Below are 19,925 nucleotides of genomic sequence, written 5' to 3'. Positions count from 1 at the left end.
TAGAGACGCAGTGTTGTCTCTTCGTAGACGAAAGTGGGTGCTGTGGCTGACCAAACCGCTTCCACAGGGGCGTTGGCGCCGGTGCGGGTGCGAGCGCGGCTCGCCCGCCTGACATCGCAGCGTCAACAATCTGAGCCTGCCCTGGAGCCGCTCTTCCGCACCATCAAGGCGGTCCACCCCAAAGCCGACCTGAGCGTCATCGAGCGCGCGTACCACGTCGCCCAAGAGGCACACAGCGGCCAGAAGCGCAAGAGCGGCGATCCGTACATCACCCACCCACTCGCGGTGACCACCATCCTCGCCGAACTCGGTATGACGCCGCCGACTCTCGCCGCGGCACTGCTGCACGACACCGTCGAGGACACCGACTACAAACTCGAGCAGCTCCGCGAGGACTTCGGCGACGAGATCGCCATGCTGGTCGACGGCGTGACCAAGCTGGACAAGGTCAAGTACGGTCAGGCGGCGCAGGCCGAGACGGTCCGCAAGATGGTCATCGCGATGGCCAAGGACATCCGGGTGCTGGTCATCAAGCTGGCCGACCGTTTGCACAACGCGCGCACCTGGCGGTACGTGCCGAAGGAGTCCGCGCGTCGTAAGGCACGCGAGACCATCGAGATCTACGCCCCGCTGGCGCATCGCCTGGGGATGAACACCATCAAGTGGGAGCTCGAAGACCTCTCGTTCGCCACGTTGCATCCGAAGGTGTACGACGAGATCGTCCGCCTGGTCGCGGAACGGGCGCCGTCCCGTGACGACTATCTGGTGTCGGTGATCGACCAGGTCCAGGGCGACCTGCGCGGAGCGAAGCTGAAGGCCTCGGTCAGCGGCCGGCCCAAGCACTACTACTCGATCTACCAGAAGATGATCGTCCGTGGACGCGAGTTCACCGACATCTACGACCTCGTCGGCATCCGCGTTCTGGTGGAATCCGTCCGCGACTGCTACGCCGTGCTCGGCATCGTGCACGCCCGGTGGAACCCGGTACCGGGGCGGTTCAAGGACTACATCGCGATGCCGAAGTTCAACATGTACCAGTCGCTGCACACCACGGTGATCGGCCCGCACGGCAAGCCGGTGGAGTTGCAGATCCGGACGTTCGCCATGCACCGCCGCGCCGAGTACGGCATCGCGGCGCACTGGAAGTACAAGGAAGAGAGCAACGCGGGCCGTGACACCGAGACGACCATCGGCACGGTGGACGGCAACGGCTCGAATGACATGGCGTGGCTGCGCCAGCTCCTGGACTGGCAGAAGGAGACCGAGGATCCCGGCGAGTTCCTCGAGTCGCTCCGCTTCGAGATGGAATCCAATGAGGTCTACGTCTTCACGCCGAAGGGCGATGTCGTCGCCCTTCCCGCCGAGGCCACACCGATCGACTTCGCCTACGCCGTGCACACCGAGGTCGGGCACCGGACCATCGGTGCACGTGTCAACGGCAGGTTGGTCCCCCTGGAGTCCAAGCTCGACAACGGCGACGTGGTCGAGGTCTTCAGGTCCAAGGCGCAGGGCGCGGGACCCAGCCGGGACTGGCTCACCTTCGTCACCAGCGCGCGGGCCCGGAACAAGATCAAGCAGTGGTTCTCCAAGGAGCGCCGGGAAGAGGCGATCGAGCACGGCAAGGACGCCATCGCCCGGGCCATGCGCAAGCAGGATCTGCCGCTGCAACGGATGCTGAGTCAAGAGGCTCTCACCGCGGTCGCCGATGATCTTCGCTACGGCGACATCTCGGCACTGTATGCGGCCGTGGGGGAGGGACACGTCTCCGCACAGAGCGTCGTGCAGAAGCTTGTGTACATCCTCGGCGGCGAAGAGGGCACCTCCGAGGACGCGGCCGAGGCAGCCAGCCCGGACCGGCCACGGCGGCGTGCCGCCGGTGACCCCGGCGTCGTCGTCAAGGGTGTCACCGACGTGTGGGTCAAGCTCTCCCGATGTTGTACGCCAGTCCCAGGCGACGAGATCGTCGGGTTCGTCACCCGAGGCGCGGGAGTCTCCGTGCACCGTGTCGACTGCGCCAACGTCGACTCCCTGCGCAAGCAAGAGGGCAGGATGGTGGAAGTCGAATGGGCTCCCACCGCGAACAGCATGTTCCTGGTCGCCATCCAGGTCGAGGCGCTCGACCGGGCGCGACTTCTCTCCGACGTGACGCGGGTCCTGTCAGACCAGCACGTCAACATTCTCTCTGCCACGGTTGCGACGGGAACCGACCGCATCGCCAAAAGCCGGTTCACCTTCGAGATGGCAGATCCGAAGCACCTCGGTCACGTGCTCAAGGCGGTTCGCGGCGTCGAGGGCGTGTTCGACGCCTACCGGCTGACCAGCGGCGTGCCAGCAGTGTCCAACTGAGCCGGCCGACCCCCTCATAGCGGACCCGCCGCGGTAGCGCATCATTCCAGAACAATGGCGAGATCGGCGAGGTGCGTGGCGTTGCCGATGACGTCGATGCGGGTGATCCGGTCGTCGTGGAGATGGACGGCGTAGACGGCCTGCGGCGTGCCATCCGGTGCGTAGGTGGCGCCAGGGAAGCCGTCGATCAGGGCGACCTGGGTCTGCTCGGCGCGGCCGGCGAACACACGTGCGACGGCGTCGGCTCCACGGACGTGGGCTTGCAGCAGCGGCGCACCATCGTCGGCGTGCGGAGTTGCGGTGGCGATCACGTCGGCGTCGGCGTGCAGCTCGACCTCCGGATCGAGGAGCTGGAGCAAGGCGCCGAAATCACCCGTACGGGAGGCTTTGAGAAACGCGCTGACAGCTTCGCGTTGGCGGGTGCGCTCAGCGGGGACATCAACGGAACGGATCCGGCGCCTGGCACGGGAGGCGAGCTGGCGAGCGGCGGCCGGTGTGCGTTCGACGATCGGGGCTATGTCGTCGAAGGATAGGCCGAAGACGTCGTGGAGGACGAATGCGAGGCGTTCGAGCGGGCCGAGCGTGTCCAGGACGATGAGCATCGCCGCTCCCACGTCGTCGGCGCGCAGAGCCGATGTCTCCGGTCCCGACGTCGAAGGGACCGGTTCGTCGTCGGGGAGCTCGGCCTTGATGTCCTCGTGACGGGATCCCCTGGTACGTAGCAGGTCGACGCTGACGCGCGAGATGACCACGGTGAGCCAAGCTTCGAGATTGTCGATCTCCTCGGTCTTCGCTCGCTGGAGCCGCAGCCATGCTTCCTGGACGGCGTCGTCGGCATCCCAGTACGAGCCGAGCATGCGGTAAGCGATGCCCCGCAGCTGGGGCCGCTGGGCGGCGAACGCAGCGGCGAGGTCGCGATCGGATCGCGCGGTCCGGGACAGGGACATCGTTGATGTGTTCCTTCACTTCTCGCCGTCTTCGACGGATCTTGTCACGTTTCGGCCGGCCGGTCCGACGTCCTAGGTGAAGCACACAACCGGTCCGGGACGAGCGCGTGGACACAACGGGCTGCTCGCTGCGCGGTGTCCACGTCTCTTGCCCGGTCAGCTTATCTCTCGACGAAGGAGCACCTCATGACTCTCCACTCCGCGATGTCCGTGTCCCCAGACCGGCACCGAGGGCTTCGCGATGCCGTGCGTGGCCGGGTGTGGTTGCCCGGTGACACAGACTTCGACGACGTCCGCCGGCCGTGGAACCTGGCCGTCGAACAGCCGGCCGTGGCGGTGGTGCAGGCTGCGGATGAGGCCGATGTGGCGGAACTGGTCCGGTACGCATCCGCCGCGAAGGTGGGCATCTCGACCCAACCCAGCGGCCACGGCGCCACCGGCAGGACCGAAGGCGCCATCCTGCTCCGCACCGGCCGCCTCGATCGGATCGAGATCGACGCGGCCGCGCGACGGGCCCGGATCGGCGCCGGCGTGCGCTCCGGCAGCCTCCAGGAGGCCGCCGCCGAGCACGGGCTGACGGGATTGCCGGGAAGCTCGCCCGTGGTCAGCGTGACCGGAGTCGTCCTCGGAGGCGGGCTGAGCTGGTTCGGCCGAGCCTACGGCTGGGTCGCCGACAGTGTCACCGCGTTCGACATCGTCGACGCTGACGGCCGGCCACAGCGAGTGAACGCCGGGTCGGACCCGGAGCTGTTCTGGGCGCTGCGCGGAGGCGGAGGTGACTACGCCACAGTCACCGGACTCGAGCTCGCCTTGCACGAGGCGCCGGCGTTGTTCGGCGGTCGGATGCTGTGGCACAGGGATCACGCTCGGGCTGTCGTCGACGCGTACCGGGAGATCACCCGTCACGCGCCGGCCGAGCTCACCGCCTGGCTGGAACTGCTGCACTTCCCGGGTGCGGAACCGATGATCGCGATCGACTCCACCTACCTCGGCGACGAGGCAGCCGCCCGGGCGTTGCTGGCCGGCCTCGACCGGCTTCCAGGCCCCTTGGCGGACACCCGCCGGCCCATGTCCGTGGCGGAACTGGGCAGCATCACCGGCGAACCCACCGAACCCGGTGCCGGGCAGTCTCGCGCCGAGCTACTCACCGGGCTGGACGACGACGCGGTCGCCACACTGCTCGATGAGCCGATCTCGCCGCTGATGATGGTTCAGATCCGGCACCTCGGCGGGGCGCTGGCACAGCCTAGTGACAGCCCGCACGGACCGCTGACCGAACCGTACGCGGTCTACATGTTAGGCGTGCCAACGGATCCGGGCGCCGCCGACGCGATCACCGTCAAGCAGCACTCACTCGCCACCGCGCTCCCGGTCAGCGGCCGCAAACCGGTGACCTTTCTCAACCCGGCGGAGACCCTCGCCGATGCCCTGCCGCCGGCCTCGATCGACCGGCTCCGCCGCATCAAGGCCGACCGCGACCCATCGGGCCTGTTCCGAAGCAACTTCGGCGTGCCGGTCTGACACGACCGGACGTGCCCTGGGCTAGGCGCGCGTCTACACGACGTGCCCCTCGGGCCGGATGGTGTTCCCGGCACTGAACCGCTCGCAGCTGAGTGGGGTGACGTCGACGGGCGGCGTGCGGCCGAGATAGAGGTCACGCACGATCTCCCCGACAGCGGGCGCCTGCAGGAAGCCGTGCCCGGAGAACCCAGTGGCGTACACGAAGTTCTCCGGGGACGAGGCACGGCCGATCAAGGCATTGTGATCCGGCGTGACCTCGTAGAGACCGGCCCACCCGGTGGCAACGGCCATGTCGGCCAGGTCCGGGGCGCGCCGGAGCATCGCGGCGCGGAACGGCTCCAGCCAGTCGGCAGTCCATTCCGTGTCGAACCCGGCCGTCTCGCGAGGGTCGGCCAGGCCGAAGAGCAGGCCGTCGTCGCTGTTGTGGAAGTACCCCGATGAGTCGAAGTCGATGGTGAACGGGACACGTGGAGGCGAAGGCCGCAGCGGCACGGTCAAGGCGATCTGGCGGCGGAACGGGAGCACCGGAAGGTCGACGCCCGCCATCTCGCCGATGCGTGCGGACCACGCACCTGCGGCGCACACCACGGCCGAGCACGTGATCGTGCCGCGGGAGGTGTGCACGGCGGTGATCCGGTCATGACGGGTGTCCATGGCGGTCACCGTGGAGTGGGTCATGATGCGCACACCGGCTTTGGCCGCTGCCTGGGCGTAGCCCTCGATGACGAGGGCGGGCCGGGCATGGCCGTCGTCGGGGGAGAAGGCGGCGGCCAGCAGTCCGTCTGTGGTCACGTACGGGCACAGCTGCCGGGCCTCGTCCGCGCTGATCAGCCGGCTCGGCACGCCGAGCTCGTTCTGCACGGCGACGCTGTCGCGGAACGCGGCGACCTGTTCGGAGGTGGTGAGCAGGAACAGGTAGCCGACGTTGTCCAGCTTGATGTCCTGGCCGGGGCGTCGTGCGAAGTCCTGGTAGGCCCGCAGGCTCCGGGCACCGAGCTCGATGTTGAGTGGATCGGAGAACTGGGCGCGCACACCGCCGATCGGCTTGCCGGAACTGCCGCTGCCGAGTTCGTCCCGTTCGAGCACGACGACGTCACTCACCCCGGCTTCGGCGAGGTGGAAGGCGATACTCGTCCCCATCACGCCGCCGCCCACGATCACGACGTCGGCATGTCCGGGTATCAACTCGGCGTTCGGCGCGGAGGTCGGCATCGACGAGGTGGGGCGGGGACGGACGTGAGGCGGCTCAGCGCGCGAACTCGTCGCGGGCTTGGATAGCTTGGTCCAGCCAGGCTTTGCGTGCTTCCAAGGCCTCTTCGGCTTCGCGGAGCTTGCGCTCGTTGCCGGACGCGCGCGCCTTCTCGACCTTCTGCTCCAAGTCCGCGATCAGACTCTGCAACTGGTCGACCGTGTCTTGTGCGCGTGCGTAGGCTTCCGGGTTGCTGCGCTTCCAGTCGGCCTGTTCGGCATCGCGGATGGCATCCTCGACGCGCCGCAGCCGCCCTTCGACCGAACGCCTGGCGTCGCGCGGGACGTAGCCGATCTCCTCCCATCGTTCCTGGATCGAACGGAGCTCGGCTCTCGCGGCCTTCCAGTCCTGGACCGGTAGCAGCGCTTCCGCCTCGGTGAGCAGCGCCTCCTTCGCCTGCAGGTTGGCGTTCTCTTCATCGTTGCGCTGCGCCTGCTCGGCGGAGCGTGCGTCGAAGAACGTGTCCTGCGCGGCGCGGAACCTCTTCCAGAGCGTGTCCTCCACATTCCGTGGGGCGGGACCCGCCTCCTTCCACTGCGCCATCAGGTCGCGATACCTACGCGAGGTCGGTCCCCAGTCGGTGGACGTCGCCAGTTCTTCCGCCTCGGCGAGAATCCGTTCTTTGATCACCCGCGCCGCATCGCGCCGCTCGGCCTGCTCGGCGAAGTGGGCCTTGCGTCGCCGCGTGTAGTGGGTGCGGGCCGTGGAGAAGCGGCGCCAGAGCGCGTCGTCGGTGGCGCGGTTGAGCCGTGCCAGCGACTTCCACTCGTCCAGCAGGGCGCGGAGCCGATCGGCGCCGGCGCGCCAGTCATTGCCCTCAGCGATCTCCTCAGCCGCGGCCGCGATCGCTTCCTTGCGGGCCTGTGCCTCCTCCTGGGCCTTGGCCCGTGCCGCTTTGCGCTCCGCCCGGCGTTCCGACACGTGGGCTTCGACGGCGTCCAGCCGTCGCGAGAGCGCATCAAGGTCACCGACCGCCTTGGCATCCGTCAAGGCCTCACGCAGTTTCGCGACGCCGGCCGCGGTCTCATCGGGCGGTGCCGCGCCTGACGACAGGCGCTGCTCCAGCAAATCCACCTGGACTGCGAGGTCGTCGAACTTCCGCCCGAAGAAGGCCAGCGCCTGCTCCGGCTGGCCGACCTGCCATGAGCCGACGGATCGTTCACCCTCTGACGTTCGGACGAACACCTCGCCAGTCGCGTCGACCCGGCCCCATTCGTTGGACGCGACGGTCTCGGGGGCAGACTCTGCTGGCTCTGGTGCTGGCTGTGCGTCGGTCGGATCGTCAGCGGTGGCCGCCTGGAGCGGTTCTTGCTCCGGGCTACCGGGGTTCTGCGTCACGGCGGGTCCTCATCCGGGGTCGGGTGAAGGCATAGGAACAGTATGAGGGTGCTGCGAAGGGACAGTCTAGGCAGGATACGCCGGAGAGAAGATAACGAGTTCGCGGCAATCGGGACGCGGGCGGTAATCTCGCCGGGTGCAGCTTCTGTCGTTCGCCAGCCCTGTGCTGGGCACCAACTGTTACATCGTCGCTCCTGACGGCGGTGACCAGTGCCTGGTCATCGATCCGGGCATCGGCGTGGACGAGGAACTTGACAGCATTCTGACCAGCCATGGTCTCCGGCCTGCGGCCGCGTTGGCGACCCACGGACACGTCGATCACACATTCGGGCTGGCCGAGCTCTGCCGCCGTTGGGACATACCGGTCTACATCCACCAGGCAGACGAGTACCGGCTGGACGACCCGATCGGAACGTTGGGCCCGGACCTGGCTCCGGCGCTGACGGCATTCGCCGATGCGTGGTCGCGGCCGTCCGACGTCCGCCCGCTCAGCGGAGGCGAGGAGATCGAACCGGCCGGTGTGCCGGTTCGGGTGATGCACGCGCCGGGCCATACCGAGGGGTCGGTGCTGTACTCGGTTCCGGCCCCGGACGACGACCGTCACGTCGGGCCGTCGTCGCTGCTGTTCACCGGCGACGTGCTGTTCGTCGGCACGATCGGCCGCACGGACCTGCCGGGCGGAGACTCGGGCCTGATGGATCAGACGCTCGAATGGCTGGCCACGCCGGAGCACGACGGCGGGCTACCCGACGCGATGAACGTGCTGCCGGGTCACGGCGACAGCGACACGCTCGGCAACCAGCGCGCGGTGAATCCGTTCCTGCGCGACCTGTGACAACGACACTCGTGAGAAGGATCCTGTGAACCAACCGGTATTCCGTGCCCCGAAGGGCACGTTCGACTTCGTTCCTCCACGCGGCGAGGCGATCCTGGCCGTGCGTGACGCCATGACGGAGCCGTTGCGGCACGCGGGGTACGGCTACATCGAGACGCCGTCATTCGAGGAGACGGCGCTGTTCGCCCGCGGGGTCGGCGAGTCGACCGACATCGTGACGAAGGAGATGTACACCTTCACCACCCGCGGTGGTGACGACGTCACGTTGCGTCCGGAGGGCACCGCACCGGTGCTCCGTGCCGCGCTGGAGAACGGACTGCACCGTGGGGCGCTGCCGGTCAAACTCTGGTACTCCGGTTCGTACTACCGGTACGAACGGCCCCAGAAGGGCCGCTACCGGCATTTCTCGCAGGTGGGCGCGGAGGTGCTGGGCGCAGAGGACCCAGCGATCGACGCCGAGCTGATCGTGCTGGCGATGGACGCCTACCGCGCACTCGGTCTCACCGGCGTGCGCGTCGTCGTGAATTCGCTCGGCTCCGACGAATCACGGCCGGCTTACCGGGCGGCGCTGCAGGAGTACCTGCGCCGGCTGGACCTGGACGAGGACACGGCGAAGCGGGTGGAGATCAACCCGCTCCGGGTACTCGACGACAAGCGGCCGGAGGTTCAGGCCGCACTGGCCGAGGCGCCCCTGATGAGCGAGTTCCTGTCCGACTCCGACCGTGCCCACCACGACACCGTCCGCGCTCTGCTGTCCGACGCCGGAGTGCCGTTCGACGACGACCCGCGGCTGGTGCGCGGCCTGGACTATTACACCCGCACCCTTTTCGAGTTCGTTCACTCCGGCATCGGTGCCGCACAGTCGGCGGTCGGGGGCGGAGGCCGGTACGACGGGCTCTCCGAGCTCATCGGCGGACCGCGACTACCCGGCGTCGGATGGGCGCTCGGCGCGGATCGGACTCTGCTGGCCATGGAAGCCGAAGGACTGACGCTACCCGGCCGTACCGGCGTCGACGTGTTCGCCGTCCCGCTCGGCGACGATGCGGCGCAGCGGCTGTTCGGAGTCGTGACCGCATTGCGCCGCGAGGGTGTGCGGGCGGACATCGCCGTCGGCGGCCGTGGCCTCAAAGGGGCGATGAAGGCCGCGGATCGCAGCGGTGCCCGAATCGCCATAGTCCTGGGGGAGCGGGACCTGGCCGAGAACGTCGCTCAGATGAAGGACCTCGAGTCGGGCGAACAGCTGGCGATCCCGCTTGGTGACGTCATTTCCCAGGCCAGAGACAGGCTCGCGTCGTTGGAATGACCCGAGGCCCGGCTTCGCGGATCGGAAGTCATGTCTGCGCCTGGCCGCAGTCGCGGCCCTTGTGCTCCTATGCCCGGCGAACAGAAATGTAACGGTCATGTGACCGAGTTGCCTAGGGCTAGTCAAGCCGACGTCCGGCACGGCAGTATGTCCCGGACTCGAGCACTGAAGGAGCCTCGATATGGACGACGTGAATGACTTTCTGAGCCGGGCATCCGGCTTGGTCTGGGGTGGGGAGACATGGGGAGGTTACGACTTCTTCGGCATCCTCATTCCACTGTTGCTGGGAACTGGTCTGTACCTGACATGGCGGATGAGCGCCATCCAGTTCCGCACCTTGGGGCGCGCGCTGCGTCTGGGGCTGCTCAAACGCAAAGAGCCCGGTGGTGAGGGCGATGTCACCCACTATGAAGCACTGACGACGGCTCTGGCAGCGACGGTAGGTGTGGGCAACATCGCCGGTGTCGCCGGTGCCATATATCTCGGTGGGCCGGGCGCGCTGTTCTGGATGTGGATCACCGGCCTGGTCGGTATGGCTACCAAGTACTGTGAAGCGTTCCTGGGCGTGAAGTTCCGGCACACCGACGCGGCAGGTGAGCAGAGCGGCGGCCCGCAGTCCTACTTGACGCACGGGATCAGGGGCCGGTTGGGGCCGATCCTTGGTGTGACGTTCGCGGTCTTCGCCATCCTGGCCAGCTTCGGCATCGGGAACATGACCCAGGCGAACACGGTCGCGAGCACGGCCGACGGATCGTGGAACGTGCCGACGTGGGTGACCGGCCTGATCCTGACCATCTGCGCGGGCGCCGTCATCATCGGCGGGATCAAGATGATCGGCAAGGTGACCGCGGCTTTCGTCCCGCTGATGATCGTGGTCTATCTGCTCGCCGGCACCTGGGTGCTGCTGGCGAACGTCGGTGAGCTGCCCGACGCGATCGAGCTGATCTTCACCGACGCGTTCACGGGGACCTCCGCGGTCGGCGGCTTCCTTGGAGCGGGGTTCTTGTTCGCCCTACGGTACGGCGTCGCGCGCGGCATCTTCTCCAACGAGTCGGGCCTGGGCACCGGCGGCATCGCGGCCGCGGCGGCGAAGTCCACGCACCCGGTACGGCAGGCACTGGTGTCGATGACGCAGACGTTCATCGACACCATCGTCGTCGTGACCTTCACCGGCCTGGTAATCATCGTCACCGGTGCGTGGCAAAGCGGCGAGGACGGCGCCCCGATGACCTCGCTGGCCTTCGAGACCGGACTGCCGGGTGACTGGGGCGACCACGTGGTCGCGGTCAGCGTGGCGTTCTTCGCCTTCTCCACCCTGCTCGGATGGTCCTACTACGGCGAGCGCAACGTGGAGCGGCTGGTGGGACGCGTCGGGGTTATGCCGTACCGAGCCGTCTTCGTTCTCGTCGTCTACGTCGGTGCAGTGACCGAACTCGAGACGGTGTGGACCTTCTCCGACGTGATGAACGGCCTGATGGCCCTGCCCAACCTGATCGGCTTGCTGATCCTGGCCGGCCTCGTCGCCCGGGAGACTCGCGAGTACCTGAACAGTCCGGAGGGCATGACGCTGAAGGAGCGACGTCGCGGACGGGGACCAGAAGAGGAAGACCGCGTTTAGCGGCCTCCTCCTAACCCCGACGATCATCAACGGGTGGCCGCGTCCTCGTGTGTCCACCCGTTGATGATCATGGGAGGTCGGAAGTGAGTCGCGTCCAGCGGCGCGGCTTGCGTAAGATCGCAGGCGGCGCAGGCACGCCGTGCAATATCGCATGCGCCGGCCCGACCGACCTACCCCGAGAGGATCCTTCACGTGCTCCGTACCCATGAGGCCGGCACACTCCGTGCCGACCACGCCGGCCAGACCGTCACGCTTACCGGGTGGGTCGCCCGGCGGCGCGATCATGGGGGAGTCGCGTTCCTGGATCTGCGGGACGCATCGGGCGTCGCGCAGGTAGTGGTCCGTGACGAGGCCGTCGCGCATGGGCTGCGCAACGAGTTCTGCATCAAGGTGACCGGTGACGTCGCCGCACGTCCCGCCGGCAACGAGAACCCGGCCCTGCCGACCGGTGAGATCGAGGTCATCGCCGCCGATGTGGAGGTGCTCAGCGAGTCCGAGCCGCTGCCGTTCCAGATCGACGACCCCTCGGCCGGCTCGTCCGTGGGTGAAGAGGTTCGGCTGAAGCATCGCTACCTGGACCTGCGCCGCAGCGGTCCGGCCGCGGCCATCCGGCTGCGCAGCGAGGTGAACCGGGTGGCGCGCGAGGTCCTGCTCGGGGAACGCTTCGTCGAGGTCGAGACGCCCACCATGACCCGCTCCACCCCCGAGGGTGCGCGGGACTTCGTGGTTCCGGCCCGGCTGCGGCCGGGCTCGTGGTACGCGTTGCCACAGTCGCCGCAGCTGTTCAAGCAGTTGCTCATGGTGTCCGGGCTGGAGCGGTACTTCCAGATCGCGCGGTGCTACCGCGATGAAGACTTCCGTGCGGACCGGCAGCCGGAGTTCACTCAGCTCGATGTCGAGATGAGCTTCGTCGAGCAGGACGACGTGATCGAACTGACCGAGCGGATCATCACCGCCCTGTGGCAGCTCGTCGACGTCGAGATCGCTACGCCGCTGCCGCGGATGACCTATCGCGAGGCGTTCGACCAGTACGGCAGTGACAAGCCGGACCTGCGGTTCGGGCAGAAGATCACCGAGGTGACCGAGCATTTCGCGGACACCACCTTCCGTGTCTTCCAAGCGCCGTACGTGGGCGCCGTGGTGTTTCCCGGTGGCGCGTCGCAGACTCGCAAGGAGCTCGACGGCTGGCAGGACTGGGCTAAGGCGCGCGGGGCGAAGGGCCTGGCCTACGTGCTGGTCGGCGCGGACGGTGAGCTGTCCGGCCCGGTGGCGAAGAACCTCTCCGACGAGGAGAAGGCCGGCCTGCCGTCGCTGGTGGGCGCCGCCGAGGGCGACGCGATCTTCTTCGGCGCCGGCCCACGCAAGTCGTCGCAGTCGCTGCTGGGCGCCGCCCGTCTGGAGATCGGCCAGCGGGCGAAGCTGATCGACGAGGACGCCTGGTCCTTCGTGTGGGTGGTCGACGCGCCGCTGTTCGAGGCGAGCTCCGAGACCGACGATGTCGCCGTGGGGACGGGTGCCTGGACGGCAGTGCACCACGCGTTCACCTCACCGAAGCCGGAATGGCTGGACACTTTCGACTCCGACCCGGGTAACGCGCTCGCGTACGCGTACGACCTGGTCTGCAACGGCAACGAGATCGCGGGCGGGTCGATCCGTATCCACCGCCGCGACGTGCAGCAGCGCGTCTTCGACATCATGGGGCTCTCCCCGGAGGAAGCACAGGAGAAGTTCGGGTTTCTGCTCGACGCCTTCAAGTACGGTGCGCCCCCGCATGGCGGCATCGCGTTCGGCTGGGACCGGATCGTCGCGCTCTTGGCGGGCGCGGACTCGATCCGCGACGTGATCGCCTTCCCGAAGACCGGCGGCGGTTACGACCCGCTCACTGCCGCTCCGGCGCCCATCACGGCGCAGCAGCGCAAGGAGGCCGGGATCGACGCCACGCCCGACGAAGGCTGATCCCGCAAGTTCGTTTTTCGGCGGTCCCGTGGGCCGTGCGCGGGGGATAGCGTAGGCGCATGGGACCAACCGTCGATCAGCGTCTCATCGACATCGCTACCTCGGCGGTCTACTCGGAACTGGTGCAGCTGCGCCGGGCGATCCATCGCTATCCGGAGCTGGCCGGCGACGAGGGTGAGACCGCGGCGCTCGTCGCCGGACGGCTGCGCGGCGCCGGTCTGGACGTCCGTACGGGCGTCGGTGGCCATGGCGTCGTCGCAGTGTTGCACGGAACCGAGCCGGGCCCGGTCATCGCCTACCGGGCGGACATGGACGCAGTGCGCGACGACGAGTTGTTCGACAGCGACATCCGCTCCCGGGTCGCGGGTGCGGCGCACCTGTGCGGGCACGATATCCATACGGCTATCGCCGTCGGCGTCGCGGAGACACTGGGAACACTGCGAGACCGGCTCCAGGGCAGCATCGCCTTCCTGTTCCAGCCGGCGGAGGAGACCCTCACCGGTGCCCGGGCGATGATCGCCGACGGCGTACTGGACGACATGCCACCCGCTGAGATCTATGCGATCCACTGCGGACCGACGCCGGTCGGCAACATCTGCGTGTCGCCGGGCGTGGGCCAGCCGGGGCAGGACGGTTTCCACGTCGACATCACCGGTCCGGACGCGGTCGCACGGGCACACGAGATCCGCGCCGCGGTGCTCGAGCTGGCCACGCTGCCGCCCATCCATGAGCTGGACCAGGACGTGCTGACAGCGATCACGGAGCCCGGTGGGCCGTTCGCACGGTTCGTCGTCGCCTGGTCATGGATCGAGTCCACACCCGACGACGGCGCGCGGGTGAGCGCGATGTTCCGGGCCTGGCCGGAGGAACGCTACCCGGAATTGCGCCAGCACAGCGTGGACATTGTCACGAAGGTGTGCGGCGCGGACATGGCGGAGCGCGTCGCATTCTGGGGTGAGCCGTTTCCGGCGATGGTGTGCGACGCGAATCTGAGCGAACAGGCCGGCGAGTACTTCGGATCCGTACTGGGCCAGGAGAACATCACCGTCCTGCACGGGTTCTATCCGTACAACGGTGACGACTTCGCGCTGTTCCTCGACCGGATCCCGGGGGCGATGTTCTATCTCGGCGTCTCGAACGAATCCACTGGACAGCTCGGTCTGCCACACGCGCCGCAGTTCAGCGCCGACGAGAGTGCCATCGGCATCGGGACCCGTGCGGTCGCCGGGTGGCTGAGCGCACGCCTCAGTGCGCTGAAAGCCTTCCCTGCGGGTGGACGAGGTTCTTGACCTCTGCTTCGGTCCCGGAACGGCACGAAGCAGGGATGGTCGAACGGCGGATCCATAGGGTCTGTGTATGGCCGCGATAGCGACATGAGGCGTTCACATATGGGCTGTACCGCACAATCATGGGAGCCCACGTGCGACGGTGCGCGATGCTGTCAGAGCCGACACGGCGCCGCCGCGCAGGAAGGTCGGGTCATGAGGCGAACAGCAGTCACCGCGGGCGTCGCCGCCGCGGCGTTGACACTGGCGGCATGCTCTCCCACGGAGGGCGACGAGAACGAGGGCTCGTCCCCGGGCGAGCTGACGCCGGTGACGATGGGCGTGGTCGTCACCACCAGCACGGTGCCGATCTACGTAGCGCAATCGGAAGGCATCTTCGCCGACCACGGACTTGAGGTCGAGCTGGAGGCAGTGCAGAATTTCGCCGCCGCGGCGCCGTCGCTCCTGAACGGGCAGATCAACTTCGCCACCGCGGCGACCGCCCCGGTGGTCAAAGCCATCGACCAGGGTATGCCGCTGCTAGCCGTGGCTGGGACGAGCGCCACGGTCGAGGATCCCCGGGCCGAGGGGAACCAGCTCGTGGTGCGCACCGACAGCGGCATCGATGACGTCGTCGACATGGCCGGGCACACGATCGGCACCAATGCCGTCGGATCTGGCCCTCATGCCGCAATGCTGGCGTCCTATCTACGCGCCGGTGGCGATCCAGAGGCCATCGAGTGGGTCGTGATGCCGATGAACGAACAGATCGCGGCGCTAGAGTCCGGTGAACTCGACGCGGCCGTGCTCGCCGAGCCGTTCACCGGGATGGCCCTCGCTGACGGACATGAGGCGATCTTCTCCGCCTACCGCGAACCGGGCTACGAGATCATGGAGCCTGACGCGCCCTACGTCGTCCTGCTGTCCTCGCAGAGCTACCTCGCCGAGAACGCCGAGGTCGCAGGCCGGGTCAGGGACGCGATGATCGAAGCCAACCAGGTGGCCGCGGAGGATCCCGACCTTGTCGTCGAGCTCCTCGTGTCGGAGGCCGAGATGGATCCCGAGATCGCCGAGCAAGTCGCGCAGCCGGGATTCAACGGTGTTCTGACCGGCGACGAGATGCAGGCGATCGGCGACGCCATGTACGAGGCGGACATGATCGAGCAGCCGTTCGACGGCAGCGCCTCCATCTGGGAGCCCTGATACCTCTCAACTCCGCCTGACGCCGCCCTCGTCGGGTTCACCCGCGACGGCGAGCGCGGCGTCACGAAAGCGACGGATCGTCGGTAGTTCCCGTCGATCGGCGCGATAGACGGCCGACGCTTCGAGCGGGCGGGGACCGTCGGCGATGCGCCGGAGCACCACGCGGTCGGGGTGGATCAGACTCCGGACGCTCTCCGGCATGATCGCGACGTAGAGCCCGGCGGTGATCAGGGGGATGGCCTCCTGCATGCTCGGTACGTCCCGGATCCGGGGAAGCGGCAGGCCCGCGCGCTCGAACGCGTAGAGGAGACCGACACGGATGCCGTCCCGCATCGACCTCCCGGGAACCGCGAAGTCCAGGTGGGCGATGTCGGAGAGCGGGATGGGATCGTCGCCCCGCTCGTACGACGGAGGCAGCACCGCGATCATCTCGAGCATGGTGATGAAGTCGACGGCGATGCTCTCGTGGTACAGGGTACGAATGTCCTCGGTCGAGGACGTCGCCACCAGCCCGGCATCCGTCTTCTGAGCGATCACTGCTTCGATGACCGTGAGCGGATCGGCCTCGTGCACGGAGACGTCGAGGTCGGCACTGTCGCTCGTGAGCTCTCGGAGCATCTTGGGGAGGAACGCGCCGCTCAGAGTCGGGGTACAGCTGATCTCCAGCGTGCCCGAGCGGCCGCTCTCGATCGCCGCGATCCGCCTGCGCAGCTCTCGTTCCTGCGCCAGCGCACGCTCGGCGAGCCGGAGCACCTCGGCGCCGGTCGCGGTCAGCGTGACACCGCGCGACGTGCGCGTGAGCAGCCGGCTGCCGAGATCCGACTCCAGCTGGGCGATCGCGGCGCTCAACGGTGGTTGGGTCATGTACAGCTCGGCGGCGGCACGGGAGAAAGAGCCCATGCGCGCGACGACGCTGAAGTAGCGCAGCTGCCGTAGCTCCATACACGGACTATATAGCGGGTAGTGGCGATTGCGCCTTGCCGCAATAGCTCGGATGGACCACCGTTGAAGGGCCGGACATCAGCCGAGCAATGGAGCAGGCCTCATGAGTCAGGTGGTTGTGAACCGACGCGCTAGCGGGACCCTGTCGCGACAGGCGGAGCTGACATTGGGCGCGGTCGGCCTCATCGGCCTCGTCCTGCTGTGGCAGGTCGCCAGTGTGACGGGCCTCGTCTCCGAGCGGGTCGTCCCCGCCCCCACGGACGTGGCCGGCGCGCTCGGGCGGCTGGTCACCACCGGCGACTTCTGGGGCGCGGTCTGGGCGACGGTGTCGATCACCGTCATCGGCATGGTCGTGATCCTGCTCATCGCCGTTCCCGCCGCGATGGCCATCCACGCCAGCCGGATCGTCGAGCATTCCACCTGGTTTCTCATCGAGTTCCTGAAGCCGATCCCAGGCGTGGCGCTCATCCCGCTGGCTCTTCTGCTCTGGGGCCCCACCGACGGCGTCAAGCTGTTCCTCATCGTGTTCGGCTCCCTCTGGCCGATGCTCACCCAACTCGTCTACGGTCTGCGCGAGATCCCCGGTCTGGCGCTCGAGATGGCGCGCGTCTACCGGTTCGGGTTCTGGCAGCGCATCCACCGGATCACGATCCCGAGCGTGCTGCCCTTCACACTCACAGGGCTGCGGATCTCGGTGACGATCGCCCTGATCATCGCCATCGTCACCGAGTACATCGTCGGAATGTCAGGGCTGGGCTCTCTGCTCGCGCTGGCACAGCTCAACGGCGTCGTCGACCAGGCCTTCGCTCTGCTGCTGGTCTCCGGACTGCTCGGTCTCGCATTCAGTGGCGCGGTGGCCGCGCTCTCGGGCCCGCTGCTGTTCTGGCATCCCTCGCAGCGTGAGAGGAGGAACGCATGACGGCGAAGACCACTCTGCGCGGATGGCGCCTGGTTCTGTTGCGCGCCTGGCTGCCTGTCACGCTCGTCGTGCTGTGGTGGACACTCAGCGCGGGGAGCGAAGCGCTCTACTTCCCGCCGCTGCAGGAAATCCTCACCACCCTCGTGGACGAGTGGATCCTCGGCCCGCGCTGGCGCGATGACCTGCTGCCAAGTCTGGCTAACTTCACGATCGGCTTCGGAGTCTCCGTCCTGCTCGGCACCGCACTGGGCGTCCTGCTCGGAATGTCCCCGGTCGTGCGGGCCCTGTTCGCACCGGTGCTGACGTTCTTCCGGTCGCTTCCGTCTCCCGCACTCATCCCGATCGTGCTCGGCATTCTCGGGATCGGCGCCGGAATGAACATCTCGCTCATCGTGCTGGGCGCGATCTGGCCGATCCTGCTGAACACCATCGACGGGGTGCGCAGCGTGGACACCCAGCTGCGCGAGATGGTCCGTTCCTACCGCCTGACCCGGCGGCAGGTCATCACCTACGTGATCCTGCCGAATGCGGGACCGCAGATATTCGCCGGGTACCGCATCAGCCTCCAGATCGCGATCATCCTGATCGTCGTCAGCGAGATGGTCGGCGCCACCCATGGCCTCGGTTACTACGTGCTCGAGTCGCAGCAACTGTTCATGGTGACCCAGACCTGGGTGGGCACGATCCTGCTCGGCATCATCGGCTACCTGCTGACGTTGATCTTCCTGCGGATCGAGAGACGAGTGCTGCGGTGGCAGATCCGGATGCGGCAGGCGACGGGGGCGTCGTGACCGACAAGACGAGAACGAAGGCGGACGGCATCATGGGCGAACAGCACATCCTCGACCTCCAGAACGTCGGTAAGACGTATTCGACAGGCGCGGTCTCCGCACGGATTCTGGACGGCGTCGAGTTCACGGTCGATCGCGGCGAGTTCGTCTGCGTCGTCGGCCCGTCAGGTGCCGGGAAGACCACCCTTCTCAAGTGCATCGCCGGGCTGACCTCACCGACGACGGGGCGCACTCTCTTCGAGGGCGAGGAGGTCACAGAACCGCCGGCGAAGCTCGCGGTGATCTTCCAGGACTACTCGCGCAGCCTGCTGCCCTGGCTCACGGTCGCGAAGAACATCGAGCTGCCGCTGCAGAAGGCGCGGTTCCCGGCGAAGGAACGGCCGGACATCATCACGGAGGCGCTGTCGAACGTCGGCCTCGAGGGCAAGGGCAGTGTCTACCCGTGGGAGATGTCCGGCGGGATGCAGCAGCGTGCGGCGATCGCGCGCGGGCTGGCCTATCAGCCCGATGTGCTGCTCATGGACGAGCCGTTCGCCGCTGTCGACGCGCAGACCCGCATCGATCTCGAGGACCTGGTGCTCGGCATGAGCCGGCGTCTCGGCATGACCGTGCTGTTCGTGACGCACGACATCGACGAGGCGGTGTATATGGCGCACCGCGTCGTGGTCCTCTCCGGTACCCCTGCGAAGGTCGCGCGGGACATCCCGGTGGATCTACCCGACGAAAGGGACCAGGTGACGACCAAGAACCTTCCCCGATACGGAAAGCTGCGAGCCGAGGTCTTCGGTCTCATCCAGGAGGCGAAACACGCCGTCACCCGGGACATCGGGATGGTGCGCGCATGACGGCCGACCGCCCGTACGTCGTCACACTGGGCACCGCCGGCGGTCCGGTCTGGTGGCCCGGACATCATCGCCGCACCGGGATCTCCACCGCCGTGGTCGTGGGGGAGCGGACGTACATCGTCGACGCGGGCACAGGCGTGGGACGGCAGCTGATCGGCGCGGGCCTGTCGATGGCCAGCGTCCGGGCCATCTTCGTCACCCATATGCACTCCGACCATGTCGTCGACCTCGGCAGCCTCGCCCTGTTCGGCATCATGCGGATGCCCGCCGACCCGACGCACACGGTGGAGATCGTGGGCCCCGGTGACCGTCAAGTACTGCCCCCACTGTCCTCGCGGGCGCCGGGAGGGCTGACGCCGGCGTTCCCTGACGAGCCGACCCCAGGCACGGCGCGGATGTTCGAGTTGCTGATGCGGGCGTACGCGACGGACATCAACGACCGGCTCTACGACTCGCTGCGTCCGACGCCGCGCGACTGGTTCCATGCGCGGGACATCGTCATCCCACCGGACGCGGGCTTCCACCCGAATGACCACCCGGCACCCGATATGGCGCCCTTCCCCGTGTACGAGGACGACGCCGTGCGCGTGAGCGCGACGCTGGTGCAGCACGCACCGATGGCTCCGGCTTTCGGCTACCGCTTCGACACCGAGGGCGGCTCGGTCGTGGTCTCGGGCGATACGGCGCGCACCGACAACGTGGTCCGCCTCGCTACCGGCGCCGACGTGCTGCTGCACGAGGCGGTCGACTTCGACTGGGTCGAACGCCGGTATGAGGAGCAGCGGGACGCCTCGGCGAAGGCTACCCGTGACCACCACTACGCGGCGCACACGTCGCCACGAGAAGC

The 19,925-nt window shown here is 67.6% G+C and carries 16 protein-coding genes; 12 read left to right on the top strand and 4 right to left on the bottom strand.

The features are described from left to right. Positions 1-33 precede the first annotated feature (33 nt). Complete coding sequence (locus ELR45_RS00225; protein ID WP_129662508.1) at positions 34-2,346, top strand: RelA/SpoT family protein; 2,313 nt, start codon at positions 34-36, stop codon at positions 2,344-2,346. A 41-nt stretch (positions 2,347-2,387) separates the two neighbouring features. Here ELR45_RS00225 and ELR45_RS00220 read toward each other — a convergent pair whose 3' ends face one another. Continuing rightward, complete coding sequence (locus ELR45_RS00220; protein WP_129662506.1) at positions 2,388-3,293, bottom strand: sigma-70 family RNA polymerase sigma factor; 906 nt, start codon at positions 3,291-3,293, stop codon at positions 2,388-2,390. Positions 3,294-3,479: 186 nt separating this feature from the next. Here ELR45_RS00220 and ELR45_RS00215 point away from each other — a divergent pair, with 186 nt between their 5' ends. After that, positions 3,480-4,814, top strand: coding sequence for an FAD-binding oxidoreductase (locus ELR45_RS00215; RefSeq protein WP_129662504.1), 1,335 nt, complete (start codon positions 3,480-3,482; stop codon positions 4,812-4,814). Between the two features lie 33 nt (positions 4,815-4,847). Here the strand turns inward: ELR45_RS00215 and ELR45_RS00210 are convergent, their stop codons facing one another. Together ELR45_RS00210 and ELR45_RS00205 are read right to left on the bottom strand one after the other, a co-directional pair. Beyond that, positions 4,848-6,026, bottom strand: coding sequence for an NAD(P)/FAD-dependent oxidoreductase (locus ELR45_RS00210; protein ID WP_129662502.1), 1,179 nt, complete (start codon positions 6,024-6,026; stop codon positions 4,848-4,850). A gap of 34 nt (positions 6,027-6,060) precedes the next feature. Next, complete coding sequence (locus tag ELR45_RS00205; RefSeq protein WP_129662501.1) at positions 6,061-7,401, bottom strand: DUF349 domain-containing protein; 1,341 nt, start codon at positions 7,399-7,401, stop codon at positions 6,061-6,063. A gap of 136 nt (positions 7,402-7,537) precedes the next feature. On the opposite strand from ELR45_RS00205, the gene ELR45_RS00200 reads away from it, so the two are divergent. The 6 genes from ELR45_RS00200 to ELR45_RS00175 all read left to right on the top strand — a co-directional run bounded on the left by ELR45_RS00200 (position 7,538) and on the right by ELR45_RS00175 (position 15,581). Next, complete coding sequence (locus tag ELR45_RS00200; protein WP_129662499.1) at positions 7,538-8,236, top strand: MBL fold metallo-hydrolase; 699 nt, start codon at positions 7,538-7,540, stop codon at positions 8,234-8,236. A gap of 25 nt (positions 8,237-8,261) precedes the next feature. Further along, positions 8,262-9,539: a histidine--tRNA ligase gene (gene hisS / locus ELR45_RS00195; RefSeq protein WP_129662498.1), complete on the top strand. Its 1,278-nt coding sequence runs from the start codon at positions 8,262-8,264 to the stop codon at positions 9,537-9,539. Between the two features lie 181 nt (positions 9,540-9,720). Next, positions 9,721-11,157, top strand: a complete 1,437-nt coding sequence (locus ELR45_RS00190; protein ID WP_129662496.1) for an alanine/glycine:cation symporter family protein — start codon at positions 9,721-9,723, stop codon at positions 11,155-11,157. Positions 11,158-11,349: 192 nt separating this feature from the next. Further along, positions 11,350-13,113 (top strand): aspartate--tRNA ligase, encoded by a 1,764-nt coding sequence (aspS, locus tag ELR45_RS00185; RefSeq protein WP_129662494.1) that lies wholly within the window; start codon positions 11,350-11,352, stop codon positions 13,111-13,113. Positions 13,114-13,172: 59 nt separating this feature from the next. Then, positions 13,173-14,402, top strand: coding sequence for an amidohydrolase (locus tag ELR45_RS00180; protein WP_129662492.1), 1,230 nt, complete (start codon positions 13,173-13,175; stop codon positions 14,400-14,402). Between the two features lie 192 nt (positions 14,403-14,594). After that, positions 14,595-15,581 (top strand): ABC transporter substrate-binding protein, encoded by a 987-nt coding sequence (locus ELR45_RS00175; RefSeq protein ID WP_165367326.1) that lies wholly within the window; start codon positions 14,595-14,597, stop codon positions 15,579-15,581. Between the two features lie 6 nt (positions 15,582-15,587). Here the strand turns inward: ELR45_RS00175 and ELR45_RS00170 are convergent, their stop codons facing one another. Next, entirely contained in the window at positions 15,588-16,523 is a 936-nt protein-coding gene (locus tag ELR45_RS00170; protein WP_129662488.1) for a LysR family transcriptional regulator, read from the bottom strand. A 103-nt stretch (positions 16,524-16,626) separates the two neighbouring features. On the opposite strand from ELR45_RS00170, the gene ELR45_RS00165 reads away from it, so the two are divergent. From ELR45_RS00165 to ELR45_RS00150, 4 genes are all read left to right on the top strand, one after another. Further along, positions 16,627-17,442, top strand: coding sequence for an ABC transporter permease (locus ELR45_RS00165; RefSeq protein ID WP_129662486.1), 816 nt, complete (start codon positions 16,627-16,629; stop codon positions 17,440-17,442). Next, entirely contained in the window at positions 17,439-18,233 is a 795-nt protein-coding gene (locus ELR45_RS00160) for an ABC transporter permease (RefSeq protein WP_129662485.1), read from the top strand. The genes ELR45_RS00165 and ELR45_RS00160 overlap by 4 nt, the downstream gene beginning before the upstream one ends. Before the next feature lie 32 nt (positions 18,234-18,265). After that, positions 18,266-19,078: an ABC transporter ATP-binding protein gene (locus ELR45_RS00155; protein ID WP_129663370.1), complete on the top strand. Its 813-nt coding sequence runs from the start codon at positions 18,266-18,268 to the stop codon at positions 19,076-19,078. Then, the coding region (locus ELR45_RS00150) for an MBL fold metallo-hydrolase (RefSeq protein ID WP_205855607.1) at positions 19,075-19,925 on the top strand (851 nt) is incomplete at its 3' end. The genes ELR45_RS00155 and ELR45_RS00150, both read left to right, overlap by 4 nt.

It is taken from the genome of Phytoactinopolyspora endophytica, from assembly GCF_004138495.1.
Classification (GTDB): Bacteria; Actinomycetota; Actinomycetes; order Jiangellales; family Jiangellaceae; genus Phytoactinopolyspora; species Phytoactinopolyspora endophytica.
This window is presented reverse-complemented; position numbering and strand designations above follow the sequence as displayed.

What these genes read in the sequence shown, in the direction of transcription:
- ELR45_RS00220 (WP_129662506.1), bottom strand. Translation starts at nt 3,293, where the DNA reads ATGTCCCTGTCCCGGACCGCGCGATCCGATCGCGACCTCGCCGCTGCG.
- ELR45_RS00215 (WP_129662504.1), top strand. Translation starts at nt 3,480, where the DNA reads ATGACTCTCCACTCCGCGATGTCCGTGTCCCCAGACCGGCACCGAGGG.
- ELR45_RS00210 (WP_129662502.1), bottom strand. Translation starts at nt 6,026, where the DNA reads ATGCCGACCTCCGCGCCGAACGCCGAGTTGATACCCGGACATGCCGAC.
- ELR45_RS00190 (WP_129662496.1), top strand. Translation starts at nt 9,721, where the DNA reads ATGGACGACGTGAATGACTTTCTGAGCCGGGCATCCGGCTTGGTCTGG.
- ELR45_RS00180 (WP_129662492.1), top strand. Translation starts at nt 13,173, where the DNA reads ATGGGACCAACCGTCGATCAGCGTCTCATCGACATCGCTACCTCGGCG.
- ELR45_RS00175 (WP_165367326.1), top strand. Translation starts at nt 14,595, where the DNA reads ATGAGGCGAACAGCAGTCACCGCGGGCGTCGCCGCCGCGGCGTTGACA.
- ELR45_RS00170 (WP_129662488.1), bottom strand. Translation starts at nt 16,523, where the DNA reads ATGGAGCTACGGCAGCTGCGCTACTTCAGCGTCGTCGCGCGCATGGGC.
- ELR45_RS00165 (WP_129662486.1), top strand. Translation starts at nt 16,627, where the DNA reads ATGAGTCAGGTGGTTGTGAACCGACGCGCTAGCGGGACCCTGTCGCGA.
- ELR45_RS00160 (WP_129662485.1), top strand. Translation starts at nt 17,439, where the DNA reads ATGACGGCGAAGACCACTCTGCGCGGATGGCGCCTGGTTCTGTTGCGC.
- ELR45_RS00155 (WP_129663370.1), top strand. Translation starts at nt 18,266, where the DNA reads ATGGGCGAACAGCACATCCTCGACCTCCAGAACGTCGGTAAGACGTAT.